Annotated in this window: 23 protein-coding genes and 1 pseudogene; 11 read left to right on the top strand and 13 right to left on the bottom strand. The window is 72.5% G+C overall.

Going from position 1 to position 24,508, the window contains the following annotated elements; genetic code table 11:
- Positions 1 to 46: 46 nt before the first annotated feature.
- Complete coding sequence (locus OF819_RS08105; RefSeq protein ID WP_267242703.1) at positions 47 to 412, bottom strand: ArsR/SmtB family transcription factor; 366 nt, start codon at positions 410 to 412, stop codon at positions 47 to 49.
- 127 nt (positions 413 to 539) lie between these two features.
- On the opposite strand from OF819_RS08105, the gene OF819_RS08100 reads away from it, so the two are divergent.
- Positions 540 to 1,934 carry an NAD(P)-binding domain-containing protein gene (locus OF819_RS08100; RefSeq protein WP_267242702.1) on the top strand — a complete coding sequence of 465 codons (1,395 nt, stop codon included), beginning with the start codon at positions 540 to 542 and terminating at the stop codon, positions 1,932 to 1,934.
- Positions 1,935 to 2,175: 241 nt separating this feature from the next.
- Here OF819_RS08100 and OF819_RS08095 read toward each other — a convergent pair whose 3' ends face one another.
- Positions 2,176 to 3,582, bottom strand: coding sequence for an NAD(P)/FAD-dependent oxidoreductase (locus OF819_RS08095; protein ID WP_267242701.1), 1,407 nt, complete (start codon positions 3,580 to 3,582; stop codon positions 2,176 to 2,178).
- A gap of 113 nt (positions 3,583 to 3,695) precedes the next feature.
- Here OF819_RS08095 and OF819_RS08090 point away from each other — a divergent pair.
- The 3 genes and pseudogenes from OF819_RS08090 to OF819_RS08080 all read left to right on the top strand — a co-directional run.
- A pseudogene (locus OF819_RS08090) lies at positions 3,696 to 4,386 on the top strand (aminoglycoside phosphotransferase family protein); the annotation flags it as partial.
- A complete protein-coding gene (locus tag OF819_RS08085) occupies positions 4,352 to 4,822 on the top strand; it encodes a GNAT family N-acetyltransferase (RefSeq protein WP_267242700.1) in 471 nt (156 codons plus the stop codon). The pseudogene OF819_RS08090 and the gene OF819_RS08085, both read left to right, overlap by 35 nt.
- Before the next feature lie 162 nt (positions 4,823 to 4,984).
- Positions 4,985 to 5,662 (top strand): pentapeptide repeat-containing protein, encoded by a 678-nt coding sequence (locus OF819_RS08080; protein WP_267242699.1) that lies wholly within the window; start codon positions 4,985 to 4,987, stop codon positions 5,660 to 5,662.
- 91 nt (positions 5,663 to 5,753) lie between these two features.
- Here OF819_RS08080 and OF819_RS08075 read toward each other — a convergent pair whose 3' ends face one another.
- On the bottom strand, positions 5,754 to 6,251 hold the full coding sequence (locus OF819_RS08075) for a hypothetical protein (RefSeq protein WP_267242698.1): 498 nt from the start codon (positions 6,249 to 6,251) through the stop codon (positions 5,754 to 5,756).
- A gap of 176 nt (positions 6,252 to 6,427) precedes the next feature.
- Between OF819_RS08075 and OF819_RS08070 the strand changes: the two genes are divergently transcribed.
- On the top strand, positions 6,428 to 7,825 hold the full coding sequence (locus OF819_RS08070; RefSeq protein WP_267242697.1) for a M1 family metallopeptidase: 1,398 nt from the start codon (positions 6,428 to 6,430) through the stop codon (positions 7,823 to 7,825).
- A gap of 46 nt (positions 7,826 to 7,871) precedes the next feature.
- Here OF819_RS08070 and OF819_RS08065 read toward each other — a convergent pair whose 3' ends face one another.
- Positions 7,872 to 8,447, bottom strand: coding sequence for a TerD family protein (locus tag OF819_RS08065; protein WP_267242696.1), 576 nt, complete (start codon positions 8,445 to 8,447; stop codon positions 7,872 to 7,874).
- Between the two features lie 221 nt (positions 8,448 to 8,668).
- Here OF819_RS08065 and arfB point away from each other — a divergent pair, with 221 nt between their 5' ends.
- On the top strand, positions 8,669 to 9,103 hold the full coding sequence (gene arfB, locus OF819_RS08060) for an alternative ribosome rescue aminoacyl-tRNA hydrolase ArfB (RefSeq protein WP_267242695.1): 435 nt from the start codon (positions 8,669 to 8,671) through the stop codon (positions 9,101 to 9,103).
- A 56-nt stretch (positions 9,104 to 9,159) separates the two neighbouring features.
- On the opposite strand, the gene OF819_RS08055 is transcribed toward arfB, so the two are convergent.
- Positions 9,160 to 9,726 (bottom strand): flavin reductase family protein, encoded by a 567-nt coding sequence (locus OF819_RS08055; RefSeq protein ID WP_323748906.1) that lies wholly within the window; start codon positions 9,724 to 9,726, stop codon positions 9,160 to 9,162.
- Positions 9,727 to 10,017: 291 nt separating this feature from the next.
- Between OF819_RS08055 and cdgB the strand changes: the two genes are divergently transcribed.
- Together cdgB and OF819_RS08045 are read left to right on the top strand one after the other, a co-directional pair.
- Positions 10,018 to 11,739: a diguanylate cyclase CdgB gene (cdgB, locus tag OF819_RS08050; protein WP_267242694.1), complete on the top strand. Its 1,722-nt coding sequence runs from the start codon at positions 10,018 to 10,020 to the stop codon at positions 11,737 to 11,739.
- A 114-nt stretch (positions 11,740 to 11,853) separates the two neighbouring features.
- Positions 11,854 to 12,852, top strand: a complete 999-nt coding sequence (locus OF819_RS08045) for a CBM35 domain-containing protein (RefSeq protein ID WP_267242693.1) — start codon at positions 11,854 to 11,856, stop codon at positions 12,850 to 12,852.
- A 19-nt stretch (positions 12,853 to 12,871) separates the two neighbouring features.
- On the opposite strand, the gene OF819_RS08040 is transcribed toward OF819_RS08045, so the two are convergent.
- The 5 genes from OF819_RS08040 to OF819_RS08020 form a co-directional block, all read right to left on the bottom strand.
- Positions 12,872 to 13,720, bottom strand: coding sequence for a class II fructose-bisphosphate aldolase (locus OF819_RS08040; protein WP_267242692.1), 849 nt, complete (start codon positions 13,718 to 13,720; stop codon positions 12,872 to 12,874).
- A 70-nt stretch (positions 13,721 to 13,790) separates the two neighbouring features.
- The gene (locus OF819_RS08035) at positions 13,791 to 14,723 is read right to left on the bottom strand and encodes a 1-phosphofructokinase family hexose kinase (protein WP_267242691.1); all 933 of its coding nucleotides are present in this window, start codon (positions 14,721 to 14,723) and stop codon (positions 13,791 to 13,793) included.
- 163 nt (positions 14,724 to 14,886) lie between these two features.
- Positions 14,887 to 16,113 carry an N-acetylglucosamine-6-phosphate deacetylase gene (nagA, locus tag OF819_RS08030; RefSeq protein WP_267242690.1) on the bottom strand — a complete coding sequence of 409 codons (1,227 nt, stop codon included), beginning with the start codon at positions 16,111 to 16,113 and terminating at the stop codon, positions 14,887 to 14,889.
- Positions 16,113 to 17,045, bottom strand: coding sequence for an ROK family protein (locus OF819_RS08025; RefSeq protein WP_267242689.1), 933 nt, complete (start codon positions 17,043 to 17,045; stop codon positions 16,113 to 16,115). The genes nagA and OF819_RS08025 overlap by 1 nt, the downstream gene beginning before the upstream one ends.
- Positions 17,046 to 17,181: 136 nt before the next feature.
- On the bottom strand, positions 17,182 to 18,075 hold the full coding sequence (locus OF819_RS08020; protein WP_267242688.1) for an SIS domain-containing protein: 894 nt from the start codon (positions 18,073 to 18,075) through the stop codon (positions 17,182 to 17,184).
- Positions 18,076 to 18,303: 228 nt separating this feature from the next.
- On the opposite strand from OF819_RS08020, the gene OF819_RS08015 reads away from it, so the two are divergent.
- The 3 genes from OF819_RS08015 to otsB all read left to right on the top strand — a co-directional run bounded on the left by OF819_RS08015 (position 18,304) and on the right by otsB (position 21,094).
- Positions 18,304 to 19,590, top strand: coding sequence for an extracellular solute-binding protein (locus OF819_RS08015; protein WP_267242687.1), 1,287 nt, complete (start codon positions 18,304 to 18,306; stop codon positions 19,588 to 19,590).
- Between the two features lie 330 nt (positions 19,591 to 19,920).
- Positions 19,921 to 20,202 carry a DUF3263 domain-containing protein gene (locus OF819_RS08010; protein ID WP_416370493.1) on the top strand — a complete coding sequence of 94 codons (282 nt, stop codon included), beginning with the start codon at positions 19,921 to 19,923 and terminating at the stop codon, positions 20,200 to 20,202.
- 37 nt (positions 20,203 to 20,239) lie between these two features.
- On the top strand, positions 20,240 to 21,094 hold the full coding sequence (gene otsB / locus OF819_RS08005) for a trehalose-phosphatase (protein ID WP_267242686.1): 855 nt from the start codon (positions 20,240 to 20,242) through the stop codon (positions 21,092 to 21,094).
- Positions 21,095 to 21,604: 510 nt separating this feature from the next.
- Here the strand turns inward: otsB and OF819_RS08000 are convergent.
- The 3 genes from OF819_RS08000 to OF819_RS07990 all read right to left on the bottom strand — a co-directional run bounded on the left by OF819_RS08000 (position 21,605) and on the right by OF819_RS07990 (position 24,412).
- Complete coding sequence (locus tag OF819_RS08000; RefSeq protein ID WP_267242685.1) at positions 21,605 to 23,077, bottom strand: alpha,alpha-trehalose-phosphate synthase (UDP-forming); 1,473 nt, start codon at positions 23,075 to 23,077, stop codon at positions 21,605 to 21,607.
- 93 nt (positions 23,078 to 23,170) lie between these two features.
- Positions 23,171 to 23,422 carry a hypothetical protein gene (locus tag OF819_RS07995; protein ID WP_267242684.1) on the bottom strand — a complete coding sequence of 84 codons (252 nt, stop codon included), beginning with the start codon at positions 23,420 to 23,422 and terminating at the stop codon, positions 23,171 to 23,173.
- Between the two features lie 39 nt (positions 23,423 to 23,461).
- Positions 23,462 to 24,412, bottom strand: coding sequence for a glucosyl-3-phosphoglycerate synthase (locus OF819_RS07990; protein ID WP_267242683.1), 951 nt, complete (start codon positions 24,410 to 24,412; stop codon positions 23,462 to 23,464).
- Between the last annotated feature and the right edge of the window lie 96 nt (positions 24,413 to 24,508).

The following is a 24,508-nucleotide window of genomic DNA, read 5'->3' as shown; positions in this document are numbered from 1 at the left end:
CACGGCGTCCGTTGCGTCACGGCGTTCGTTGCGCCACGGCGTCCGCTCAGCGCGTCCCGAGCAACTGCCCCATGGCGGCCAGCACCGCCGGCTCCACCCGGTAGTAGACCCAGGTGCCGCGCCGCTCGGAGGTCAGCAGGCCGGCCTCCCTGAGCTTCTTCAGATGGTGGGAGACGGTCGGCTGGGAGACGCCGACGTCGGAGATGTCGCATACGCATGCCTCGCCGCCCTCGTGCGATGCCACGGCGGAGAACAGCCGCAGCCGCACCGGGTCGCCCAGCGCCTTGAACATCCGCGCGGCCGTCTCGGCCTCCTCGGCGCTCATGGGGCGTTCTGTCAGCGGCGGACAGCAGGGTGCTGCGGTCTCGGGGGCCTCCGGGGTGATCAGGGGCAGCGCCTTGGCATTCGACATGCATCTATGTTGACACACATCGATTCGATAAATGTCTATCTTGACGTCTGTCGAATCAGATGTCATGGTGGGTGCACGGCATAGATAGATGTCGAATCAGTGGTCCGTGAATCGAGGAGCAGCCCGCATGGAGCAGCAGAATCCGCCCGTCGTGGTCATCGGCGCAGGCCCCGTCGGCCTGGCCGCCGCCGCCCATCTCATCGACCGCGGCATCGAACCCCTGGTCCTGGAGGCGGGACCGGCCGCCGGAGCGGCGGTGCGCGAGTGGTCACACGTACGCCTGTTCTCCGCCTGGGGTGAGGTCACCGACCCCGTGGCCGAGAAGCTCCTTGCCCCCACCGGCTGGGTCAGGCCCGACGCCGCGGCGTACCCGTCCGGCGGCGACTGGGCCGAGCGGTACCTCCAGCCGCTGGCCGACCTCCTCGGGGACAAGGTCCGCTATGGCTCGGTCGTCACCGGCGTCTCCCGCGCCGGGCGCGACCGCGTCGTGGACGCCGACCGTGAGACCCAGCCCTTCGTCGTCCATGTCGCCCACGCCGACGGCCGCGAGGAGCGCCTCTTCGCCCGCGCCGTGATCGACGCCTCCGGCACCTGGACCACACCCGGTCCCGCCGGGGGCAGCGGGCTGCCCGCGCTCGGCGAGAAGGCGGCCGCCGACCGTATCGCCTACCGCGTCCCCGATCTGAAGGATCCGGCCGTACGCGCCCGGTACGCGGGCAAGCGCACCGCCGTGATCGGCTCCGGGGCCTCCGCGTTCACCGCCCTGGCCTCCCTCGCCGCCCTGGCCAAGGCGGATGGGGACGCCGGAGACACCCGAGCGGTGTGGATTCTGCGGCGCGGCATCTCCGGCTCCACCTTCGGGGGCGGCGAAGCCGATCAGCTTCCGGCGCGCGGCGCCCTTGGGCTGGCCGCCAAGGCCGCCGTCGACGAGGGGTACGCGGACGCGGTCACCGGCTTCCGCACCGATGCGGTCGAGCGGGACGGCGACGGCCGCCGTCTGGTCCTCGTCGGCGAGGACGGCCGGCGCCTCGACCCGGTGGACGAGGTGATCGTGCTGACCGGCTTCCGCCCCGACCTGTCGTTCCTGTCCGAGCTGCGCCTCGGGCTCGACGAGCGCCTCCAGGCACCCGTCGCCCTCGCCCCGCTCATCGACCCCAACCAGCACTCCTGCGGCACGGTCTACCCGCACGGCCACCGCGAGCTCGCCCATCCCGAACCGGGTGTCTACCTCGTCGGCATGAAGTCCTACGGCCGTGCCCCGACCTTCCTGGCCATGACCGGCTACGAGCAGGTCCGCTCCGTGGCCGCCGCCATCGCAGGCGACGTGGAGGCGGCCGACCGCGTCGAACTCACCCTGCCCGAGACCGGGGTGTGCGGTGGGGCCGGGCTGTTCGACGCACCCGAGGCCGATGAGACCGCGGGCGGCGGAGGCTGCTGCTCCGCCCCGGGGGCGGCCGCGGGCAGCGCCCCCGCCACCGTCCAGATCGGCGTCGGCGCCCCGGCCCCCTCGGGCGGCTGCTGACCCCCCCCGCGGCCCCCGCGGTCCGCGAGCTGCGTCCCGCGCGGCCCACGGCCCTGGCCCCCTTCGCCGGCGCCGCCCTGGCCGGCCCGCTCGGCGGCTGCCCGGGCCTGTTCGCCGCCCTCGCCCTCACCTCCGCCGCGGCGGCCCTCCTCGCCCTGGGCGGCACGCCGGGACGCCGGAGCTGACATGGCTGCGGACTGCGCGGAGTGGGTCCTCGCCTGGTGACGCCGCCGGTCACCGCTCAGTGGCGGCCCGACAGCCGGTTGGCCGCCCGGGCCAGGGGGTGGGTCGTCGGGGTGTGGGTCGTGGACTCGCGGTGGTCCGCGTTGCGGTAGGCCGCGTAGAGGGTGTGGACGCCCAGCCAGCGCAGTGGCTCCGGTTCCCATTTGCGGACCTTGTGGTTGACCCAGGGGAGGGCCGTGAGGTCCGTGGGGCCGGACTGGCCGGAGTCCTGTTGGATCAGGTCGCGCAGGGTGCGGGCCGCGAGGTTGGCGGTGGCGACGCCGGAGCCGACGTAGCCGCCGGCCCAGCCGAGGCCGGTGGAGCGGTCCAGGGTGGCGGTGGCGCACCAGTCGCGGGGGACGCCGAGGACGCCCGACCAGGCGTGATCGATGCGGACGCCCGCCGTGGTGGGGAAGAAGCGGACCAGGATGTCGCGCAGGGCGTCGATCGTGGCCGGCTGGGTGCGGCCGTCGTTGTCGGTGCGTGAGCCGAAGCGGTACGGGACGCCCCGGCCGCCGAGGGCGATGCGGTCGTCGGCGGTGCGCTGGGCGTACATATAGGCGTGGGCCATGTCGCCGAGGGTCTCGCGGCCGTCCCAGCCGATGGAGTCCCAGACGGACCGGGGGAGCGGTTCGGTGACGATCATCGAGGAGTTCATGGGGAGCCAGGTCCGCTTCTGGCCCTTGAGGTTCGCGGTGAAGCCCTCGGTGCAGCGCAGCACATAGGGGGCGCGGACGGTGCCGTACGGGGTGACGGCGTGTTTGGGGCGGATCTCGGTGACGGGGGTCGACTCGTGGATGGTGACGCCGAGGGCTTCGACGGCCGCCGCGAGGCCCTTGACGAGTTTCACCGGGTGCAGCCGGGCCCCGTGCGGGGTCCAGCTGGAGGCGACCGCGCCGGTGACGCGGATGCGTTCTGCCGTCTCGCGTGCGCCGAGCAGCTGGCGGTCCTTCTCGCCGAAGGCGATCTCGACGGAGTGGAAGTCCTTGAGGCGTGCCAGCTGGGCGGGGGTGTACGCGACCTCCAGCACACCGCCCCGGCAGATGTCGGCGTCGATGCCCTCGGCCGCGCAGACGTCGGTCACCTCGGTCACGGTGTCGTTCATGGCCTGCTGGAGGCGGACGGCGGCGTCGTGGCCGTGCAGCCGGGCGTAGCGGTCGCGGCCCGCGATGCCGTTGTAGAGCCAGCCGCCGTTGCGGCCGGAGGCCCCGTATCCGCAGAACCCCGCTTCGAGGACGGTGATGTTGAGGAAGGGCACGGCCTTCTTGAGGTAGTACGCCGTCCACAGGCCGGTGTATCCGCCGCCGACGATGCAGACGTCCGCGGCGGCGTCGCCGGGCAGCGGCTCCCGCGGGGCGGGGATGCCCTCCTGCGCGTACCAGAACGATATGCCGCCGTTGACGGTGCCACCGTTTGTGCTGCTCATGTCGCCTCTGCCCCGGGGATATGGACGGGAGTAAATCCGTGTGGCGGGAGAGTACTCCGTTCGTAGGAATCCGGAGTGATCGAGACCGCGGGCCTTGCGGAGCCCTGTGCCGGAAGTGGCGGCTGCGCATCACGGGCCGGGAGATGCGCGGGGCGTGCGCAGTCGTCCTGCCGGTCGTACGGGCGGCGGACGGCATGAGCGCCGTGCTCAAACTCCAGCCGGTGGACGAGGAGACGGCGGGGGAACCCCTCGCACTGCGGGCCTGGGACGGCGACGGCGCCGTACGGCTGCTGGAGCACGACCCCGCGAGCGGCTCGATGCTGCTGGAGCGGCTGGACCCCGGCCGGTCGCCGGCGGCGCTGGCCGATGACCGCGAAGCCGTACGGATCACCGCCGGGCTGCTGGCGCGGCTCACCGCCCACCCCGCGCCGCCGGACGGGCTGCGACGCCTCGGGGACCTCGCCCAGCGGATGCTGGAGCAGGCGCCGGACGCCGTGCGGCGGCTCGCGTACGAGGATGAGCGGCGGGTGCTGGTTGATGCCCGCGCTGCGCAACCGCTTCGACCCGGAGGCGACCTGCTGGCGGTTCGATCTGCTGACGGACGTCACGGGGCTGGACCGGGAGCGCGTCCGGGCGTGGACGCTGGCGCGGGTGCTGGAGAACTGCCTGTGGGATGTGGAAGACGGCGAGGACGAGCTGGACGAGGTCCAGCTGTCCATCGCGCGGAATCTGCTGGCGCGGCAGGCCTCCGGCCGTGCAGGCTGCCTCCATGATTCGTACCGCCGTGCCTGCCGATGTCCCTGAGATCCACCGTATGGTCTGCGAGCTTGCCGAGTATGAGCGTGCCCTGCACGAGGTCCGCGCCACTCAGGAGCAGCTGCGCGAGGCCCTCTTCGGCGAGCGGCCCGCCGCCTTCGCGCATATCGCCGAGGACGACTCCGGGCGGACCGTGGGCTTCGCGCTGTGGTTTTTGAACTTCTCCACCTGGCGCGGTGTCCACGGGATCTATCTGGAAGACCTCTACGTACGTCCGGAGGCGCGCGGCGGCGGACACGGCAAGGCCCTGCTGACCGAGCTGGCGCGCATCTGCGTCGAGCGCGGGTATGAGCGTCTGGAGTGGTCCGTGCTGAACTGGAACGCCCCGTCGATCGCCTTCTACGAGGCGATGGGGGCGCGTCCGCAGGACGGGTGGACGGTGTACCGGCTGACCGATGAGGCGCTCAAGGGGCTGGGGGCGTAGGGCTGGGGCGTGGGGGACCCCCGCTTCCCGAACCTGGGGCTCCGCCTCAGACCCCGTTCGCGGGGGCTCCGCCCCTGGACCCCCGCGCCTGGGGGAGATTGAGGACACGGCCTTCAGGCCGTACGAGTGCCTGGTGTCAGTGCCGGGCGTCACCATGGGGACATGGCTGGCAGCGCAGAACGCAGGGTGGCGGCGGCACGGATGCCGGAGGTGCGGCTTCCGCCGCTGGAGCCGTTTGACGACGGGGCGCGACTTGAGGCGGACGGCGACTATGACGGGCTGGAGTTCCGGGGCCTCGACCTGAGCGGGCAGGCGGCTCCCGGCGCCCGCTTCCTCGACTGTGCGCTGCGGGACTGCGCGCTGGACGAGGCGGAGCTGACGAACGCCCGCTTTATCGACTCGGTGCTCGACGGCGTCCGGGGCGTGGGCGCGGACCTCGGCGGTGCGTCGCTGCGCGATGTGGAGATACGCCAGGCGCGGCTGGGCGGTGCGCAGCTGCATGGCGTGGTGCTGGAGCGGGTGCTGTTCAGCGGCGGGAAGATCGACTACCCGAATCTGCGGAAGGCGCGTCTGAGAGACGTCGTCTTCGAGGGATGTGTGCTGGTGGAGCCGGACTTTGCCGGCGCGGTGCTGGAGCGGGTCGAGTTCCGCGACTGCGCGCTGCGGCAGGCCGACTTCAGCGGCGCGCGGATGACGGACGTGGATCTGCGGGCGGCCGTGGAGCTGCACATCGCCAGGGGCGTCGACCGGCTGGCGGGCGCGGTGATCAGCCCCGCCCAGCTGGTGGAGCTGGCGGGTGCGTTCGCGGCGCAGATCGGGGTGCGGGTGGAGGGTCCGTAGCCAGGCCCTGCGCGGGCCAGGCGCGCGGCCGTACGTCGGGCCTGCGCGGGCCAGGCGCGCGGCCGTACGCGCCCACGCCGGCCAGGCGTGGCTACACGCGCGGGAAGCGGGCCTGCAGATCCCAGATCGCCGGGTTGTCGGCGAGGCCCTCGTGCATGTCGCACAGGTCCGCGATCAGATCGTGGAGGAAGTCGCGGGCCTCGCGGCGCAGTTCGGCATGGCCGAAGGTCAGGGGCGGCTCGCCGCCCGGCAGCCACTCCGCTTCCACGTCCACCCAGCCGAAGCGGCGCTCGAAGAGCATCCGGTCGGCCGTCTCGGTGAAGTCCAGCTCGGCGTACTGGGGCCGGGAGGCGCGGCTGCCGAGCGGGTCGCGGTCGAGCTGCTCGACGATGTCGCACAGCGCCCAGGCGAAGTCGAGCACCGGCACCCATCCCCAGGCTGTGGACACCTCGCGGTCCGCCTTGGTGTCCGCGAGGTAGACGTCGCCGCAGAAGAGGTCATGACGCAGGGCGTGGACGTCCGCGCGGCGGTAGTCGGTCTGCGGGGGGTCGGGGAAGCGGCGGGAGAGGGAGTAGCCGATGTCGAGCACGGGTCGATGGTGTCATGCCGGAGTGAGGGAAGGGCCGGGCCCGGATGCCCGGCCGCGCCTCTGCCTGTCGCCGCTGTCCCGGCGCCACGGGAGGGGCAGGCCGGCGGTGGCGGGTTCTGATCCCCGTACCGGGCCGGACCTGCGCCGTTGCGCCGGAGCATGCATAGGATCAGCTGGTGAGACTGCGCCGCGCCGCCCGGTACGCCCCCGCCCTGGCCCTGCTGCTCCTGACCGTGAGCTGTACGGGGAGTCTGGGGGTTCGGGGGACGCCCGGGGCCGCCGGAGTGCGCGACCCGTACTTCCCCAGGCTCGGCAACGGCGGATATGACGTCCAGCACTACAAGCTGGCCCTCGACTACGATCCCGGCTCCGGCCGGCTGAGCGGTGCCGCGGAGATCACCGCACGCGCCACCCAGGATCTGAGCGCCTTCAATCTGGACTTCCACGGGATGACGGTCGAGAGCGCGCGCGTCGACGGCGACCGCGCCCGCGTCAACCGTGCGGGCGATGAGCTGACGCTGCGGCCCCGCGACGACATCGACAAGGGCGCTCAGTTCCATGCCGTCGTGCGCTACTCGGGCGTGCCGCGCACGATCACCGATCCGGACGGCTCCGAAGAGGGCTGGCTGCGGACGTCCGCGGGCGGGGCGCTGGCCGTGGGGGAGCCGAGCGGTTCGATGGCGTGGTTCCCCGGAAACCACCATCCGTCGGACAAGGCGACGTACGACATCGAGGTCACCGTGCCGGAGGGGCTGACGGCCGTCTCCAACGGCGATCACTTCAACCGGTCGGCGCGCGGCGGCCGCACCACCTTCTTCTGGCAGGCGACCGAGCCGATGGCGAGCTATCTCGCCACTCTGGCCATCGGCCGGTACGAGACCCGCGACGCGCGCACGGCGGGCGCGCTGCCGGTGCACACGGCCGTGGACGAGGCCCTGGCGGACGACCCGGAGACCAAGGAGCTGCTGGCGCGCATTCCGGAGCTGACCCAGTGGGGGACGGACACCTTCGGGCCGTACCCCTTCCTCTCCTCCGGGGCGATCGTCGTGGCCTCCGACGACGTCGGCTACGCGCTGGAGACCCAGACCCGGCCGGTCTTCCCGCAGGATCAGTTCGACGTCCACACGGTGGTGCACGAGCTGGCCCACCAGTGGTTCGGGAACTCCGTCTCGCCGAAGTCCTGGCAGGACATGTGGCTCAACGAGGGCTTCGCCACCTACGCCGAGTGGCTGTGGCAGGACGAGCAGGAGGGCGTGCCCCTGGAGGAGAGCTTCCAGGCCGCCTTCGACAATGACGCCAACTGGGCCTTTCCGCCCGCCGAGCCGCCGTCCGCCGAGGACGTCTCCGGGTATCCGGTGTACGGGCGCGGGGCGATGGTCCTGTATCAGGCCCGCGAAGCCGTCGGCGCGGAGGTCTTCGACGGGATCGTGCGGGGCTGGGCGGAGACGTACCGCCACGGCAACGCGTCCACCCAGGACTTCACCCACTACGTGGAGGAGGAGTCGGGCGAGGATCTGAGCCAGGTGTGGGACGTCTGGCTGTACGGGGACGAGAAGCCGTCCGAGCTGCCGTGAGGCGCCCGGGCCCCCTCGCGGGGACCCGGGCGGCCGGTGCGTCAGATCAGATGTTGACGCCGAAGTCGCGGGCGATGCCCTCCAGGCCGGAGGCGTAACCCTGGCCGACCGCGCGGAACTTCCACTCGGCGCCGTTGCGGTACAGCTCGCCGAAGACCATGGCGGTCTCGGTGGCGGCGTCCTCGCTCAGGTCGTAGCGGGCGATCTCGGCGCCGCCGGCCTGGTTGACGATGCGGATGTAGGCGTTGCGCACCTGGCCGAAGTTCTGCGAGCGGTTGACCGCGTCGTAGATGGAGACCGGGAAGACGATCTTGTCGACGTCGGCCGGCAGCGCGGCGAGGTTGACGTTGATCTGCTCGTCGTCGCCGCCGCCCTCGCCGGTGCGGTTGTCGCCGGTGTGGACGATGCTCTGGTCCGGCGTGGACTTGTTGTTGAAGAAGACGAAGTGGGCGTCGGAGGCCACCGTGCCGCCCGCGTTGACGCCGATCGCGGAAGCGTCGAGGTCGAAGTCGGTGCCGGTGGTGGTGCGGACGTCCCAGCCAAGGCCGACGGTCACGGCGGTGAGGCCGGGCGCCTCCTTGGTGAGCGAGACGTTTCCGCCCTTGGACAGGCTTACTGCCATTGGGAAGTCCCCTTCGTGAGTGGTGTGCGGGCTGCTTCGGCGCTGTTTCGAAGCACCGTCGAGGCGCCGTCGAACCTACCGTCACCCGTCATAACGAGGGCAGGGGCCGCCGGGTTCCATGCGGAGTGTACGCGTGCGCGGCGTGTGCGCAGCGCGTGCGTAAAGAACGCGTGTGCGTAAAGAAGATGACGCGTGCGGCGGGTGGGCGCGACCATGGACCCATGTCTGGTCCCTACCTCATCCGAGGCTCGGTCGCCCTTCCGGAGGCCGAGCTGATCTGGCGTTTCTCGCGGTCGTCGGGGCCGGGCGGCCAGCATGTCAACACCAGTGACTCCCAGGTGGAGCTGCGCTTCGACCTCGCGAAGACCGAGGCGCTGCCGGAGGTGTGGAAACAGCGGGCCCTGACCCGGCTGGCCGGGCGGCGACGGCTCGTCGGCGACGGGGTGGTCGTGGTGCGCGCCTCGGAGCACCGCTCACAGTGGCGCAACCGCGAGGCGGCGGCGGTGCGGATGGCCGCGCTGCTGGCGGAGGTGACGGGGCCGCCGCCGAAGGCGCGGCGGGCGACGAAGATTCCGCGGGGGATCAACGAGCGGCGGCTGCGGGAGAAGAAGCGGCGGGCGGAGACGAAGCGGGGCCGCAGCGGCCGGGACTGGTAGCTCTGCGGGGGTACGGCGTACCCCCACGCCCCCCGGCGGGCGGGTGGGGAGACCGTTCAGGACAGGTGACGGTAGCGGCCGCGGAAGTACGTCAGGGGGGCGTCGCCCGCTGATGGGAGGGTGGTGGACAGGACACGGGCGATCACCAGGGTGTGGTCGCCGGCGACCACGCGCCGTTCCGTGCGGCATTCGAGCGCGGCGAGCGCGCCGCCGATGAGGGGCGCGTCCGTGAGCGCGCCCCGCGTGAACGCGAGGTCCTGGAAGAGGAGCCGGTCGCTGACGCGGCCCTTCATCGCGAAGCGGCCCGCGATATGGCGCTGGCCCTCGGCGAGGAGGGAGGCCGCCCACAGCGGCTGTTCGGCCAGCAGGTCGTCCATGCGGGAGCCGTTGCGCAGGCTGACCAGGACCAGCGGCGGGTCCAGGGAGACCGACATAAAGGCGGTCGCGGTCATGCCCACGTCCTCCCCGCGCGGGCCGTCCTCGCTCAGCGGAGGCTCCTGGGCCGTCACCAGCACCACGCCCGCGGCGAGCCGTGACATGGCCGCGCGGAACTCCTCATCGCTCACCCCCTCAGCATGGAGGACGGCGGCGGATTCGGCGGTGGTTGAGGTCGTCTGCGGCACACCGGAACGCTAACCCGGCCCCCGCACCCCCGCATCGGCCCAGGGGACCAGGAGGGTCCTAGGACCATCGCCCCGGATTGGCGGTTCATTTGCGTTCCGGAAGGTTGCGGCGGCGCAAGGGCCCAATGGGCACACCTCAGTCATCTTGTGTGACTTGACTCACAGAGGGCACTATTTGTTGACCCTGTGTACCGAGTGAGCAGCGCGCTGTGATTCAGTGGCCGGGTTACCGCAACAAGAACGCCGATGAGAACCCTGGAGTTGCTGTCGAGGTCTCGGGGAGAGCGAACGATGGAGACCGAGTCGGAGCCCTATGTCCGTCTTGCGACCCTGCGGCAGCTGCACCAGGTCGTCACGGATCTCAACACGGCCCGGAGCCTGGCCGACACACTGCAGGCCGTCGCCGACGGAATCGTCGCCGGACTCGGTTACGAACTCGCCTGCGTCAACCTCGTACGCCCGGACGGCGATCTCGTCGTCGCCGCCTTCGCCGGCAGCGCCGCCGCGGAGGCCCTGATCACCGGCCGCGTGGGCTCCCGCCCCTCCTGGGAGCGGCGGCTGTCCATGGGGGAGGCGTGGGGCGATCTGCGGTTCATACCGCACACGGAGGGCTGGGTCCTGATGGACGACGACGTCCCCCAGTGGCACACCGACGGCCCCGAGCCCCGCTTCGACGACGAGTGGCACCCGCAGGACCGGCTCTACGCCCCGATGTACACCTCCGGCGGCACCCGTGAGCTCCTCGGCGTGATCTCCGTGGACCGGCCCCGCAACGGCCGCCGCCCCGGCCCCTGGGGCCAGGAGGCGCTCCAGATGTACGCCTCCCAGTCCGCGATTGCGATCAGCAACGCCCGCCTGCGAGCAAATATGCAGCGCGCCCTGGTCCGGCTGGAGCGCGAGCAGCAGGCGCTGCGCGCCAGCGAGGAGTCCTTCCGACAGGCGTTCGAGTACGCGCCCAGCGGTATGGCGATCGCCGAGATGGGCGGCGACCAGCACGGCCGGCTGCTTCGCACCAATGACGCGCTGTGCCGGCTCCTCGGCCGCCCCGCCTCCGCGATGCGCCGCTACTCCTTCGCCGATCTGGTCCACCCCGAGGACGTCGGCACCCTGCTGCGCACGTCCGCCGAGGGCGGCCGCGCGGAGATACGTCTCTGCCGCCGCGACGGCAGCTATGTCTGGGTCTCGCTGCGCAACTCCGTCGTCGCCGACACCGCCGACGGCCCCCGCTTTCTGCTCACCCACGTCGAGGACATCGAGGAGCGCAAGCGCCACGAGCTGCAGCTCGCCCACCGCGCCTCGCATGACTCCCTCACCGGGCTGCCCAACAGCGCCGAGCTGCGCGCCCGCCTCAGCGCCCGGCTGTGCGAGCGGCCGCCCACCGGGCGCGCCAAGCCGGGGGAGTCCGGCTACTCGGACGCCTGCCAGGACGCCTACGGCCAGGCGTACGAGGCGCGCGACGGCTCCGACATGCCGTACTACGAGGGGTACGAGGGTTATGAAGGCGACCACGGCGGCCCCCGGCACTTCCGCAGCGACGGCTTCGCGGTCGCCCCCTCCGGCCCGTATGACCATCATGTCCACGCCATCGCCCCCGATGTGGAGGCGGACGACGGTGCCAAGGGGCTCGCGGTCCTCTTCTGCGATCTCGACGGCTTCAAGTCGATCAACGACCGCTTCGGGCACCAGACCGGCGACGCCGTTCTGGTCGAGGTCGCCCGGCGGCTCACCACCGGCGTACGGGAAGGCGACACGGTCGCCCGGCTCGGCGGCGACGAGTTTGTCGTCCTCGCCGACGGCCTGGGCGCGGCCGACGCCGCCGACCTGGCCGTACGCCTCCGGAACGCGATCATCCTGCCCATCCGGGTGGGCGGCCGCGGTGTCCGCGTCGGCGCGAGCTTCGGCATCGGCTGGGCGGAGTGCGGCATGACCGTGGACGAGATTCTGACCTCGGCGGACCAGCGGATGTATGTGGAGAAGCGGTCGCGTGCCAAGGTCCACCGCAGGGCGGGCTGAGCCCGCGGGGACAGAGCCCGTGCTGCGTCAAACGTGGCCCCTTGCGTTACTCCGAACCGGGTAGGCTCGCCCGCGTCGGCGTTGTGCCGACGACAGGGTAAGGAGTGACTAGGGATGACGGCCGCGAAGAACGGCGCGAGCACGCCCGAGGACGACGACCCGTTCGGCTACCTGTACGCGGACGGGCAGGCATCGGGCGCCACCCCGCCCCGTCAGGGCGGATACGGCTACCCCGGTCCCGCCGCGCAGCAGCCGGGGGTCCCCAGAACCTCGTACAACCAGGTGCGCACGGTCGGTGAGCGCCGTGCGTACGGTCCGCCGCAGCCGCCCCAGCAGCAGGCGCAGGCATACGGCCAGCAGGCCCCGTACGGCCAGCAGCCGGCCGCCCACTACGCCGCCCCGGAGACCTACGGCGGCGGGGCGGGTATGCAGCACCCGCCTCCGGCCAGCGCGCCGGGACAGGGCGGCGGTCGCGGCGGCGGCCGCGGCCCGAACACCAAGGGGCTGCTGATCGGCGCGATAGCCGTCGTCGCCGTGGTCGTCATCGGCATTGCCGCGGCGCTGATGACCAGGGGCGGCGAGGAAGGCGACAAGGCCGACGGCGGCTCCCAGAACCCCGCGGGCAAGAAGCCGTCCGCCGGGTCCGTCGGGCCCAGCACGGACGGCGAGGCATCCCCGTCCGCGTCCCCGACCGAGCTGCCCAAGCAGGACGCGGCGACCCTGACCCTGGGGCCGCCCGCGGCCCTCGCCACGGATGTCGCGGGCGCGAAGGGCGCGGACGGCGCGTATGTGGTGTTCAACGGCGCCGGCGGCTCCGCGAGCTGGTCGGTGGAGGTGCCGGAGGCCGGTCAGTACACGCTCTTCATCACCTATGCCGTCCCCGGCAAGGACGCCAAGACCTCGCTGACGATCAACGGCGGCGACCCCCGTTCGATCAATATGTCGAACTTCGCCAAGGCCGAGGAGGGCGACTGGGAGAAGGGCTGGACCCGCACGTACGCCTACGTCAACCTCGACAAGGGCAAGAACGACCTCAAGATCTCCTGCGAGCAGGGCGATCAGTGCGAGGCGTATCTCGATCAGGTGTGGCTGAAGTCCGGCCAGGTCAGCTGACCAGCTGCGCTGCGGCTGCTCAGCTGAGCAGCCCCAGGAAGCCCGCCACCGTCCCGGCCATCGCCTCGCGGGCCGGGACGAGGTATTTCCGGGGGTCGACCACGCCGGGGTGCGCCTCCTGGAAGGCGCGCACCGCACCCGTGAAGGCCGTGTTCAGCGCCGTACCGACATTGATCTTGACCATGCCCGCGGAGAGCGCGGCCCGCAGCTCGCCGTCCGGCACGCCGCTCGACCCGTGCAGCACCAGCGGCACCGGCACGGCCTCACGCAGTCTGCGGATCAGCTCATGGTCCAGTGCGGCCGTACGCTCCGTCATGGCGTGGGTGGAGCCGACGGCGACGGCGAGCGCGTCCACGCCGGTGTCCGCGACGTAGGCGGCGGCCTCCGCCGGGTCCGTACGCGCCCCGGGGGCGTGTGCGCCGAGCGGCGCCTCGCCGTCCTTGCCGCCGACCTCCCCCAGCTCCGCCTCGACCCAGATGCCGCGCTGGTGTCCCCAGCGGACGGCTTCCGCGGTGGCCTTGACGTTCTCGTCGTAACTCAGCTTCGAGGCGTCGAACATGACCGAGCTGAAGCCCTCGTCATGGGCGGCGCGCAGCAGTCCGGGCGAGACGACATGGTCGAGATGGAGGGCGAGCGGCGCGGAGGAGGCACGGGCCACGGCCGCCGCGGCGGCGGCGATCGGGCCGAGCCGTCCGCCGTGGAACCGCACCGCGTTCTCCGACACCTGCAGGATGGCGGGGGCGGCCGCCTGCTCGGCCCCGGCGGCGATCGCCTCGGCGTGCTCCAGGGTGATGACGTTGAACGCGGCGATGCCCCGGCCCTCGGCCGAGGCCGCCGAGACCAGCTCACCGGTGGTGACGAGTGTCATGCCGCTCCCTGCCTTCTGTCGCCTCTTACGGCCTATGGCTCTTACGAGGGGGTGGGGGACTTAAGGGGACCTAAGGGGACTCCGTGACGGTGATGCGGGACAGCAGGGACTCATAGACCTCGCGGTCGAAGTCGCCTGCCGTGGGGGAGAGGACGGTGGCCGCCGACAGGGCGGCGGCGCGGATGAGCCGGCCGGGCCAGTCGAGGCCGTCGACGAGCCCGGAGAGCAGGCCCGCGACCGCGGAGTCGCCCGCGCCTGCCGGGTTGCCCCGCATCGGCTCCGGGGGCGTCGCCTGCCACACCCCGTCCGGCGTGAGCGCGAGCAGGCCCTTCGGGCCGAGCGAGGTGACCACGGCGTGTGCGCCGCGGCGGCGGGCGTCGCGGGTGGCGCGCAGCGGTTCGCGGGCGCCGGTGAGCTGGGCCAGCTCCTCGGCGTTGGGCTTGATCAGATCGGGGCGGGCGGCGATGCCGCGGCGCAGCGGTTCGCCGCTGGTGTCCAGCAGTGCGGGGACGCCCGCGGAGCGGGCGCGGCGCACCAGTTCCGCATAGGCCCCGACATGGATGCCGGGCGGCAGGCTGCCGCACAGCGCCACGGCCTCGGCGTCGCGCAGCAGCGCCCCGTAGGCGTCGAGGAAGGCCGTCCACTCCTGCGGGGTGACGGCCGGGCCCGGCTCGTTGAGCTGAGTGGTGTCCCCGGTCGTGCCGTCGACGACGGCGACCGTGCGGCGGGAGCTCCCGGCGATGGGGACCAGCGCGTCATGGGGCGCGGCCGTCGTCTGGTGCGCGGAGGCGAGCAGCTCGCGCACCAGCGCGCCGGTGGGGCCGCCCGCGAAGCCGGTGACGACGGTCTCCCGGCCCAGCGCGGCGAGTACGCGTGCGACGTTGAGCCCCTTGCCGCCGGGGCGTTCGCGCACCTCGGTCACCCGGTGGCCGGCGTGCGGGGTCAGCGCCGGGACGTGGTAGGTGAGGTCGAGGGCGGTGTTGAGCGTGACCGTCAGGATCACTTCTCTTCACCCCCGCGGACGTCCGTGCTGTCGTGCTGTAGCGCTGTAGCGCTGTGTCGCTGCCGTGCTGTCGTGCTGTTTCGTGCGGGACCTGATCATGCCAAACGGAAGGCGGTTGGCCCAGACCCCTGGACCAACCGCCTTGCCATAAGTTGCTCAGAAATCACCCTACTTGGGGCTCAACCACCCATTCGCCCTTGCGCATCACACCCTTGAGGGTGAATGAGTCATCCAGAACCACCAGGTCGGCGTCCTTGCCGGGCTCCAGGGACCCTACGGTGTCGTACATCCCGAGCAGCCGCGCCGGGTTGGCGGAAATGGCCTGAACGACATCCTCCACCGGCAGCCGGTCGACGGTGACGGCCCGTCGGAACGCGGTGTCCAGAGTGAGCGTGGAGCCCGCGATGGAGCCGCCCTCCACCAGCCGTGCCACACCCTCCTTGACCTCCACCTCCAGCGGGCCGAGCTGATAGCGGCCGTCGCCGAAGCCCGCCGCGTCCATGGCGTCCGTGACGAACGCGACGCGCTGCGCGCCCGCGCGGTGGAACGCCAGCTCCAGCGCGGCCGGATGCAGATGAGTGCCGTCGTTGATCAGCTCGACGGTGACCCGCTCGTCCTCCAGCAGTGCGGCGATCGGGCCGGGGGCGCGGTGGCCGAGCGGCGGCATGGCGTTGAACAGATGCGTGGCGACGGTCGCGCCCGCCTCGATCGCCTCGACGGTCTGCTCGTATGTCGCGTCGGTGTGGCCGACGGCGGCGATCACGCCGTGTTCGGCGAGCAGGCGTACGGAGTCGATGCCGCCGGGCAGCTCGGTGGCGAGGGTGACCATCCTGGCGGCCCCGCGGGAGGCGTCGAGCAGTTTGCGCACCTCGGCCGGGTCCGGGTCGCGCAGCAGCGCCTCGCTGTGCGCGCCCTTGCGGCAGGGCGAGATGAACGGGCCCTCGAAGTGGATGCCCGCGAGGTCGCCCTGCTCGACGAGTTCCGAGAGGAACCCGGCGCGGTGGGCGAGGAACCCCAGATCGCCGGTGACGGTGGAGGCCATCAGCGTGGTGGTGCCGTGCTCGCGGTGGGTCGCCACGCCCCGCAGCACGTCCTCGGCGGAGCCGGAGGTGAAGGAGGCCCCGCCGCCGCCGTGGTTGTGGATGTCGACGAAGCCGGGGACGATCCAGTGCCCGGACAGATCCAGCGCCGGGGCGTCGGGGTGCGCGGCGCCGGCGATGCGCCCGCGCTCGACGATGACCCGCCCCTGGTCGACGACGCCGGTGGGCAGCACGACACGGGCGCCGGTGAGGATCGTCGTACCGCCGTCGCGGGTGCGGCCGCTGTGCCGTACGCGGTCCGCGAGGGGCGGTCCGTCTTTGGTGTGGGCGCGGGTGGCGCTTGCGGCCATCAGGCTGTTACCTCCGTGGCGAGTAGATCCCAGGCGAGCAGCCCCGCGCCCAGGCATCCGGCGGTGTCCCCGAGGGCTGCCGGGACGATGGAGGGCAGCTTCTGGAAGGTGACGCGGCGCTCGACCGCGGCCCGCAGGGGTGTGAACAAGGTTTCTCCCGCCTCGGCGAGACCGCCACCGATGATCAGTGTGCGGGGGTCCAGCAGGGTGAGCGCCGTGACCAGCCCGTCGGCGAGCGCGTCGACGGCGTTCTGCCAGACGCGTATGGCGTCCGGGTCCCCGGACGCGACGGCCTTGGCGCAGTCGGCGGCGTCGGCGTCCGGGTCGCCCGTGGCGTCGGCCCAGGCGCGGGTGACGGCGGAGGCGGAGGCGAGGGTCTCCAGACAGCCGCGCTGGCCGCAGCCGCAGGCGGGGCCGCCGGGGCGGACGACGATATGCCCGATCTCGCCCGCGCAGCCATGGGCGCCTGCCTCGATGGCCCCGGCGATGCCGATGGCTCCGGCGATCCCGGTGCCCAGCGGCACGAACAGAAAGCGGTCCGCGCCCCTGCCCGCGCCGATGCGGCCCTCGGCGAGGCCGCCGGTGCGTACGTCATGCCCGAGGGCGACGGGCGCCCGGCCGAGGCGTTCGGAGAGCAGGGCGCGCAGCGGGACGTCGCGCCAGCCGAGGTTCGCGGCGTAGACCGCGATGCCCTGCGCGGCGTCGACGATGCCGGGGACGGCGACCCCGGCGGCGTCGGCGGGGCGGCCCAGGTGCTCGGCCCCGTACGCGCGGAGGCCGGCGGCGAAGTCGAGGATCGAGGTGACGACGGCGTCCGGGCCGCGCTCCCGGCCGGTGGCGCGCCGCGCTTCGTGCAGCAGCGTTCCGTCGGCCGCGACGAGGGCGGCCTTCATCCCGGTGCCGCCCACATCGAGGGCGATGACGTGTCTCACGGGGGACAGTCTGACGTCCCGCGGAGGAAAGGTCTAGTCCACTGGGGAGGGATTGTTGTGCCCGCTTACAAACCGGAGGCCGCCCTGCGGGTGTCCAGGACGGCCTCCTCGCGGCCCTGTGGGGGCTCGTGGGGCTTCAGGAGAGAATCACGCTCCGGGTGAGATTGCGGGGCCGGTCGGGGTCGAGGCCGCGGGACTCCGCGAGGGTCACCGCAAGGCGCTGCGCCCGGATGAGATCGGCGAGCGGGTCCGCCGCCCCATGGGCGACCAGCGTGCCGCCGACACGGGTGACATCGGCCGCCAGCCCCTCGGGGACGGGACCGAACACCCAGGCCACCCGCCCCGGCCCGGTGATCGAGACCGGCCCGTGGCGGTACTCCATCGCCGGATACGCCTCCGTCCACGCGCCCGCCGCCTCACGCATCTTCAGACCCGCCTCCAGCGCCAGGCCATACGTCCAGCCGCGCCCCAGGAACGTCCACTGCTCGGCGGTGACGGCCGCCTCGGGAAGCGGTTCGGTGAGCGCCAGCTCCGCGTCCACCGCCGCCTCGGCCACCGGCTTCACCCCCGGCACGGGGCCGAGACCGGCCCGCAGGAACGCCAGCGCCGTGGTGGCGAACCGGGTCTGGACGACCGACTCCTCATCCGCCCAGTCCAGTACGGCGACGGCGTCCGCCGCGTCCATGACCGGCGTCTTCGGGTCCGCGGTCAGGGCCAGGGCGGGCGCCGCGCCCTTGAGGGCGGCGAGCAGATCGAGGACCTCCGTCGTCGTACCCGACCGGGTGATCGCAACCACCCGGTCGTACGAACGGCCCCGCGGGAACTCCGAGGAGGCGAAGGCGTCCGTCTCGCCGTGCCCCGCCGCCTCCCGCAGCGCGGCGTAGGCGAGCGCCATGAACCACGACGTCCCGCACCCGGTGACGGCGACCCGCTCACCCGGCCGCGGAAGCCCTTCGAAGACGGCGGCGGCCTCGGCCGCCCTGCGCCAGCAGGCGGGCTGAGTGGCTATCTCTGCTGCGGTGCGGGACATGCGCGACAGACTCCTCGCGGTGTGCGTACGGGTGGGGGCGTACGGCATGTGCATAGCAGTCCGCTCGGCCGGCGGGCAACGGCGGCCGCGGCTTCCTGCTCCCTGCTGCCTGCTCCCTGCTTCCTTTTTCCCGGCTTCTCCCCGGCCCCTTCCGCTGAACCGGGGGGTGGTGTAGACCTCCTACCCGCGCATGGGAGAAAATCGCAGCTGATTTCGAGCGAACAGAGGGTGGGGAGAGCTGTGCAGCGGCGCTTCTTGGGATTGACCGCGGCGGCCGCCGCACTGGCCATGACGGCAGCCCTCGCGGGCTGCGGCAGCTCCGGCGGTTCTGGCGACGTCACGCTGAAGCTGGTCGCCGCCGACTACGACGTCGCGGGCGGCGAGAACAGCAAGAAGTACTGGGCCGATCTGACCGCCGCGTTCGAGAAGGAGCACCCCGGCATCAAGGTCGACGTCCAGATCGAGTCCTGGAGCGACGTCGACCGCAAGGTCGCCGAGATGGTCGAGGCGGGCAAGGCCCCGGACGTCGCACAGATCGGCGCGTACGCGGACTACGCCGCCGCGGGCAAGCTCTACAGCGCCGACCAGCTGCTGTCCATCCCCGTCCAGTCCAACTTCCTCGGCCCGCTCGCCGACGCGGGCGAGATGAAGCTCGTGCAGTACGGGCTGCCGTTCGTCGCCTCCACCCGGCTGCTCTTCTACAACAAGAAGCTGCTCGCCGAGGCCGGAGTCGACGGCGCGGGCCTGAAGACCTGGGCCGACCTCAAGAGCGCGGCCGAGAAGCTGAAGGACAAGACGGACGCCAAGTACCCCTTCGCGCTGCCGCTCGGCCCCGAGGAGGCGCAGGCCGAGACGATGATGTGGCTGCTGAGCGGCGGCGACGGCTATGTCGACCCGGTCGGCAAGTACTCCGTCGACAGCCAGGAGAACATCAACACCTTCCAGTGGCTGAAGGACAACCTCGTCGACGAGAAGCTGACCGGTCCGGTCGCCCCCGGCGAACTCAACCGCAAGGACGCCTTCGCCGCCTTCACCCGCGGCGAGGTCGGCATGCTCAACGGCCACCCCTCCCTGATGCAGGCGGCCGAGAAGGCGGGCGTGGAGTTCGGCATGGTGGCGCTGCCCGGCAAGGAGGGCAAGCCGAAGTCGTCGATGGGCGTCGCCGACTGGATCATGGGCTTCAAGCAGAACGGGCACCGCAAGGAGATCGGCGCGTTCCTCGACTTCGTCTTCAGCGACGAGAACGTGCTGAAGTTCGCCGGGGACAACGATCTGCTGCCGGTCACCGTCTCCGCGTCCGAGGCGATGGAGCAGAACGCCGCGCACAAGGAGCTGCAGCCGTTCCTGAAGGAGCTGCCGTCCTCCGTGCTGCCGCCCGTCGGCAAGACGTCATGGGCGAAGGTCAGCGAGAACATCAAGACGACCATCGGCAAGGCCGTGCAGCCGGGCGGCAGCCCCGCGGCGGTGCTGGGGCAGATAGGCCGGGCGGCGGCGGTCGCGGAGCAGGCGGAGTAGCGGGCCGGCGGGCGGCTGGGCGGTCAGCGGGCGGCGGATAGGCTGGCCCGTATGACCGCCGATGCCGCAGACGCCGCCGCGGGTGCTGCCGCGGGCGGTCCCGTGGACGCCGCCGCGGACGGCCCCGAGGGTGCTGCCGTGGACGCCGCCGTGGACGCCGCCGTGGACGTCGCCGTGGACGTCGCCGTGGGCGTTGCTGCGGACGGTCCCGGGGACGGCCGCCCGGAAGCCGTCGCGGGTGGCCCCGAGGGTGCAGCCGGGGACGGCCCCCCGAAAGCCGCCGCGGGTGGCCCCGAGGGTGCTGCCGCGGACGGTCCCGTGGACGCCGCCGTGGACGGCCCCCCGGAAGCCGCCGCGGGCCTGTCGGGGGCCGCCCCCGCAGGCGCCGGCGGCCTCTCGGAACGGGACCGCGCCGTGCTCGCCATGGAGCGGCGCTCCTGGCCCGGGCCCGGTGCGAAGGAGCGGGCCATCCGGGAGCAGCTCGGCCTCTCGCCCGTCCGCTACTACCAGCTCCTCAACGCACTCCTGGACGACGAGCGGGCGCTGGCCCGCGACCCGGTCACGGTCAACCGGCTGCGCAGGCTCAGGGATTCCCGGCGCAGCCAGCGCTGAGGCGGCGCGCCGCCGAGAGGCCCTAGGGTCGGTAAGTATGGAGAGCTTCCCGCACGCCTACACGGGTCCGCTGCCGACGCCGTCCACACAGGCCGGGCGTGAGGGCCTGACCGCGATCCTCGCCCGGCCCGCGCGGACCGCCGTCGCCCTCGACTTCGACGGCACCCTCGCCGAGATCGTGCCGGACCCCGAACAGGCCCGCGCCCACCCCGGGGCCGTACCCGCCCTCGCCGTGCTCGCCCCCAAAGTCGCCTCCGTCGCCGTGATCACCGGCCGTCCGGCGGACATAGCCGTCCGCTACGGCGGCTTCGCCGGTGTGCGGGGCCTGGACCACCTCGTCGTCCTCGGCCATTACGGCGCGGAGCGCTGGGACGCCGTCAGCGGCGAGGTCCGCGCCCCGGCCCCGCATCCCGGCGTCACCGCCGCGCGGTCGGAACTCCCCGGCTACCTCGACCAGATCGACGCCCCGCGGGGCATCTGGATCGAGGAGAAGGGACACGCCGTCGCGGTCCACACCCGCCGCGCCGATGACCCGCAGGGCGCCTTCGACGCCCTGCGCGACCCCCTCGCCCTGCTCGCCGCCCGCCACGGCCTGGCCCTCGAACCGGGCCGCATGGTCCTGGAACTGCGCCCGCCCGGCATGGACAAGGGCAAGGCGCTTTCCGACCACGTCCGCGAGAGCGGTGCGGAGGCGGTGCTGTACGCGGGCGACGACCTTGGCGACCTGCCCGCCTTTGACGCGGTCGACGTCCTTCGCCAGGACGGCGTCCCCGGCCTGCTGGTCTGCAGCGCAAGCGCCGAGGTTCCCGCGCTTGCGGCCCGTGCGGATCTGGTTCTGCCGGGGCCGGGGGCGGTGGTCGAGTTCCTCGCGTCGCTGGCGGAACAGCTGTGACGTTCCCCGTATCCGGAGGCAAGCCCCCAGCCCCCTCCGGGGGAGGGCCCGCGGGGCTGGCGCCCCGCGCCCCAGAGTGCGGCGCGGCAGCTTCGCGCCGCCCGTCCCCCCCCCCGTACGGCCTGAAGGCCGTGCCCGCATGCTCCCCCAGACTCCGTCGGGGCCACCCCCAGAGCTGGCGGAGGCCGGAACCCCAGCGGAGCTGGGGGAGTTCGAAGCGCGGGGACTGGAAACCTAGCCTCGCCGGCGTTTGAGGCGGGAGGGGCGGCACATTCCAGCCCCGTCGGCGTTTGAGGCGCGGGTGCCTGAAACTCAGCCTCGCCGGCGTTTGAGGCGGGAGGGGCCGCGCATTCCAGCCCCGCCGGCGTTTGAGGCGCGGGTGCCAGAAACTCAGCCCCGTCGGCGTTTGAGGCGCGGGGGCCTGAAACCCAGCCCCGCCTGGGGGTGCCCCCGGACGGAGTCTGGGGGAGTTTGAGGCGCGGGGGTCCGGGGGCGGAGCCCCAGGTGGGGTCAGCCCGGCCGCAGGGCCTCCAGTTGCGTCAGGAACCACCTCCGCGGCCCCATCGCCGTCGCCCCCGCCGCCAACCGCTTCGTGCGTTCCGCGCGCTCCCCCGCCGGCATCGTCAGGGCGCGGTGCAGGGCGTCCGCCGTGGCGGTCACGTCGTACGGGTTCACGGGGAGGGCGTCCTCGTGGAGCTCCTCGTACGCCCCGGCCTCCCGGGACAGCACCAGCGCGCAGCCGTCGTCCGAGACGACGGGGATCTCCTTGGCGACGAGGTTCATGCCGTCCCTGACGGGGTTCACCAGGGCGACGTCGGCCATGCGGTAGGCCGCCAGGGAGCGGGCGAAGTCGTCCTTCACATGGAGGACGACCGGCGTCCAGCCCGGCGTCCCGTACACCGCGTTGATCTCGTCGGCCAGCCGCTGGACCTCCGCCGTGTAGTCGCGGTAGACGGCGAGGTCCTGCCGGGAGGGGTAGGCGAAGGCGATGTGCACGACGTTTTCGCGCCACTCGGGGCGCTCTTCCAGGAGGGTGCGGTACGCCAGCAGGCCCCGCACGATGTTCTTGGACAGCTCGGTCCGGTCGACGCGGACGATCGTCTTGCGGCCGGGGCCGACCTGTTCCCGCAGGGCGGCCATACGGTCGGCCACATCGGGCTCATGGGCGCGGCGGCGCAGAAAGTCGGCGTCCGCGCCCAGCCCGTACACCGAGACGTCCGTCTCGCGCCGCGGACTGCCGCCCGCGTCCGTGCCGTGTTCGAGCAGGCTCCGCCCCTCCCCGCCGGGCGGGAAGACCGCCTGCACATCGTCCGCCACGCCGGCCGCGCACTGCATGAACGCCGACGCCCACCGCCAGGTGAGGAACCCCAGCCGGTCGGCCCCCAGCATTCCGCGGATCAGCTGTTCCGCGATGTCGTCAGGCAGCATCCGGAAGTATTCGGGCGGCGCCCACGGCGTGTGCGAGAAGTGCCCGATCCGCAGATCGGGCCGCAGCTCCCGCAGCATCCCGGGCGTCAGCGCCAGGTGGTAGTCCTGCACCAGCACCGCCGCGCCCTCGGCCGCCTGCGCGGCCAGCGCCTCGGCGAAGGCGCGGTTGTAGGACTCGTACGCGCCCCACTGCCGCCGGAACTCCGCGTCGAAGACCGGCTCCAGCGGTGTCTGGTACAGCATGTGGTGCAGAAACCAGAGCACCGAGTTGGCGATGCCGTTGTAGGCGTCGTAATGGACATGGGCGTCGATGTCCAGCATCCGGACTCCCGGCTCCGCCGCCCCGCGTCGCACGGCCTCCCGGTCGGCGTCGCTGAGCGCCGCGCACACCCACAGGGGCCGTATCTCCGGCCCGATTGCCGAGAGGCCCGACACCAGGCCGCCGCCGCCCCGGCGTGCGTCCAGCGAGCCGTCCTCGCGCACCGCGTAGGACACTGGGCCGCGGTTGGACGCGACAAGGACTTCAAACGTGCGTTCGGTAGCAATGGCTGCCATGTGCCGGTATCTAGCCCCTCGCACTTTCCCTCAAACGTGCGTACGGCCCTCTGGCGCGTCCCCGCCCCCCGCTGTCGGCGCTCCCGGCCGCCTCTATCGGTGTCCCCGGCCGCGCGCTGCCGCGACCGCCACCACCCCGGCCGCGGTCAGGCTCAGTGCGACGCCGCCCAGCAGCCACAGCCGCTCGGCGGCGCCCCCGGCATCCGCCAGCTGGCCGCGTTCCGCCGCGGCCGCCGTCCCGGCGCCCATGCAGGCAAGGGCGGTCAGGGCGGCCAGGGCGGCGAGGGCCAGCGCAATCGTCGCCGCGAGTCGCTTCCGGCACATCCACCACGTATGCACTCCCATAAGTGGGAAATGTAGACAAAAGGAACTGCTGATCCCCGCTTATGCCGCGTGGCGCGCCGCGTACTCACCGATCTCGCGCATCGGCGGCCGCTCCTCCGTGTCCACGGCGTACGTCCGCGGCGTGAACCCCGACTCGCCCCGCTCGAACTGCGTCAGCGAAGGCCGCACCAAGTGGCCGCGTGACAGCCGCAGCTGGGCCGTACGGTAGATCGCCGCGGCCATCCGGCCCAGCGCCTGCCCGTCCTGGTGCCGGTGCTTGCGCTCGCCCACGTCCACCTGCGCCAGCGCGTCCAGGCCCACCGTGTGCAGTGCGTCGACGAGCAGCCCCAGCTCCACCCCGTACCCCACCGGGAACGGCAGCCGCTCCAGCAGCGAGCGGCGCGCCGCGTACTCCCCGCCGAGCGGCTGGACGAACCCCGCGAGCTGCGGCCAGTGCAGATTCAGCAGCGGACGGGCCACCAGCTCGGTCACCCGGCCGCCCTGGCCCCGCGTCTCACCCAGCGGACGGTCGTACATCGCCTTGACGAACTGCACGTCCGGGTCCGTCAGCAGCGGCCCGACGATCCCGGAGACGAAGTCGGCGGAGAAGTCCCTGAGGTCCGCGTCGACGAAGCAGACGATGTCGCCGGAGGTCGCCAGCAGCGAGCGCCACAGCACCTCCCCCTTGCCCGGCAGCGAAGGTATGTGCGGCAGGATGGCGTCCCGGTGCACCACGCGCGCGCCCGCCGCCGCGGCCGCCTCGGCGGTGCGGTCGGTCGAGCCCGAGTCGACGACCACCAGTTCGTCGACGAGCGGCACGGCCTCCATCAGCTCGCGGCGGATCACGGCGACGATCCCGCCGACCGTCTCCTCCTCGTTCAGCGCGGGGAGGACGACGCTCACCGCCGGCGCGGGCCTGGCCGCCCGCTTCGCGGCGAGCAGCAGGTCAAGCGGGCGGTCGGCGGCAGACCAGGACCGCTGGGCCAGCCAGCGCTCCACCTCTTCGAGCACGTGACGCGTCTCCTTCGGCTTTCGATGCCTTGGCTCTCGATACTTCGATTCTCGAATCCCGCTTGTGTGATCCATCTCGCGGTTCGGACGGCTATC

Source organism: Streptomyces sp. PR69, from assembly GCF_026420845.1.
GTDB lineage: Bacteria > Actinomycetota > Actinomycetes > Streptomycetales > Streptomycetaceae > Streptomyces.
The sequence above is the reverse complement of the archived record's forward strand: the minus strand, read 5'-3'. Positions and strand labels throughout refer to the sequence as shown.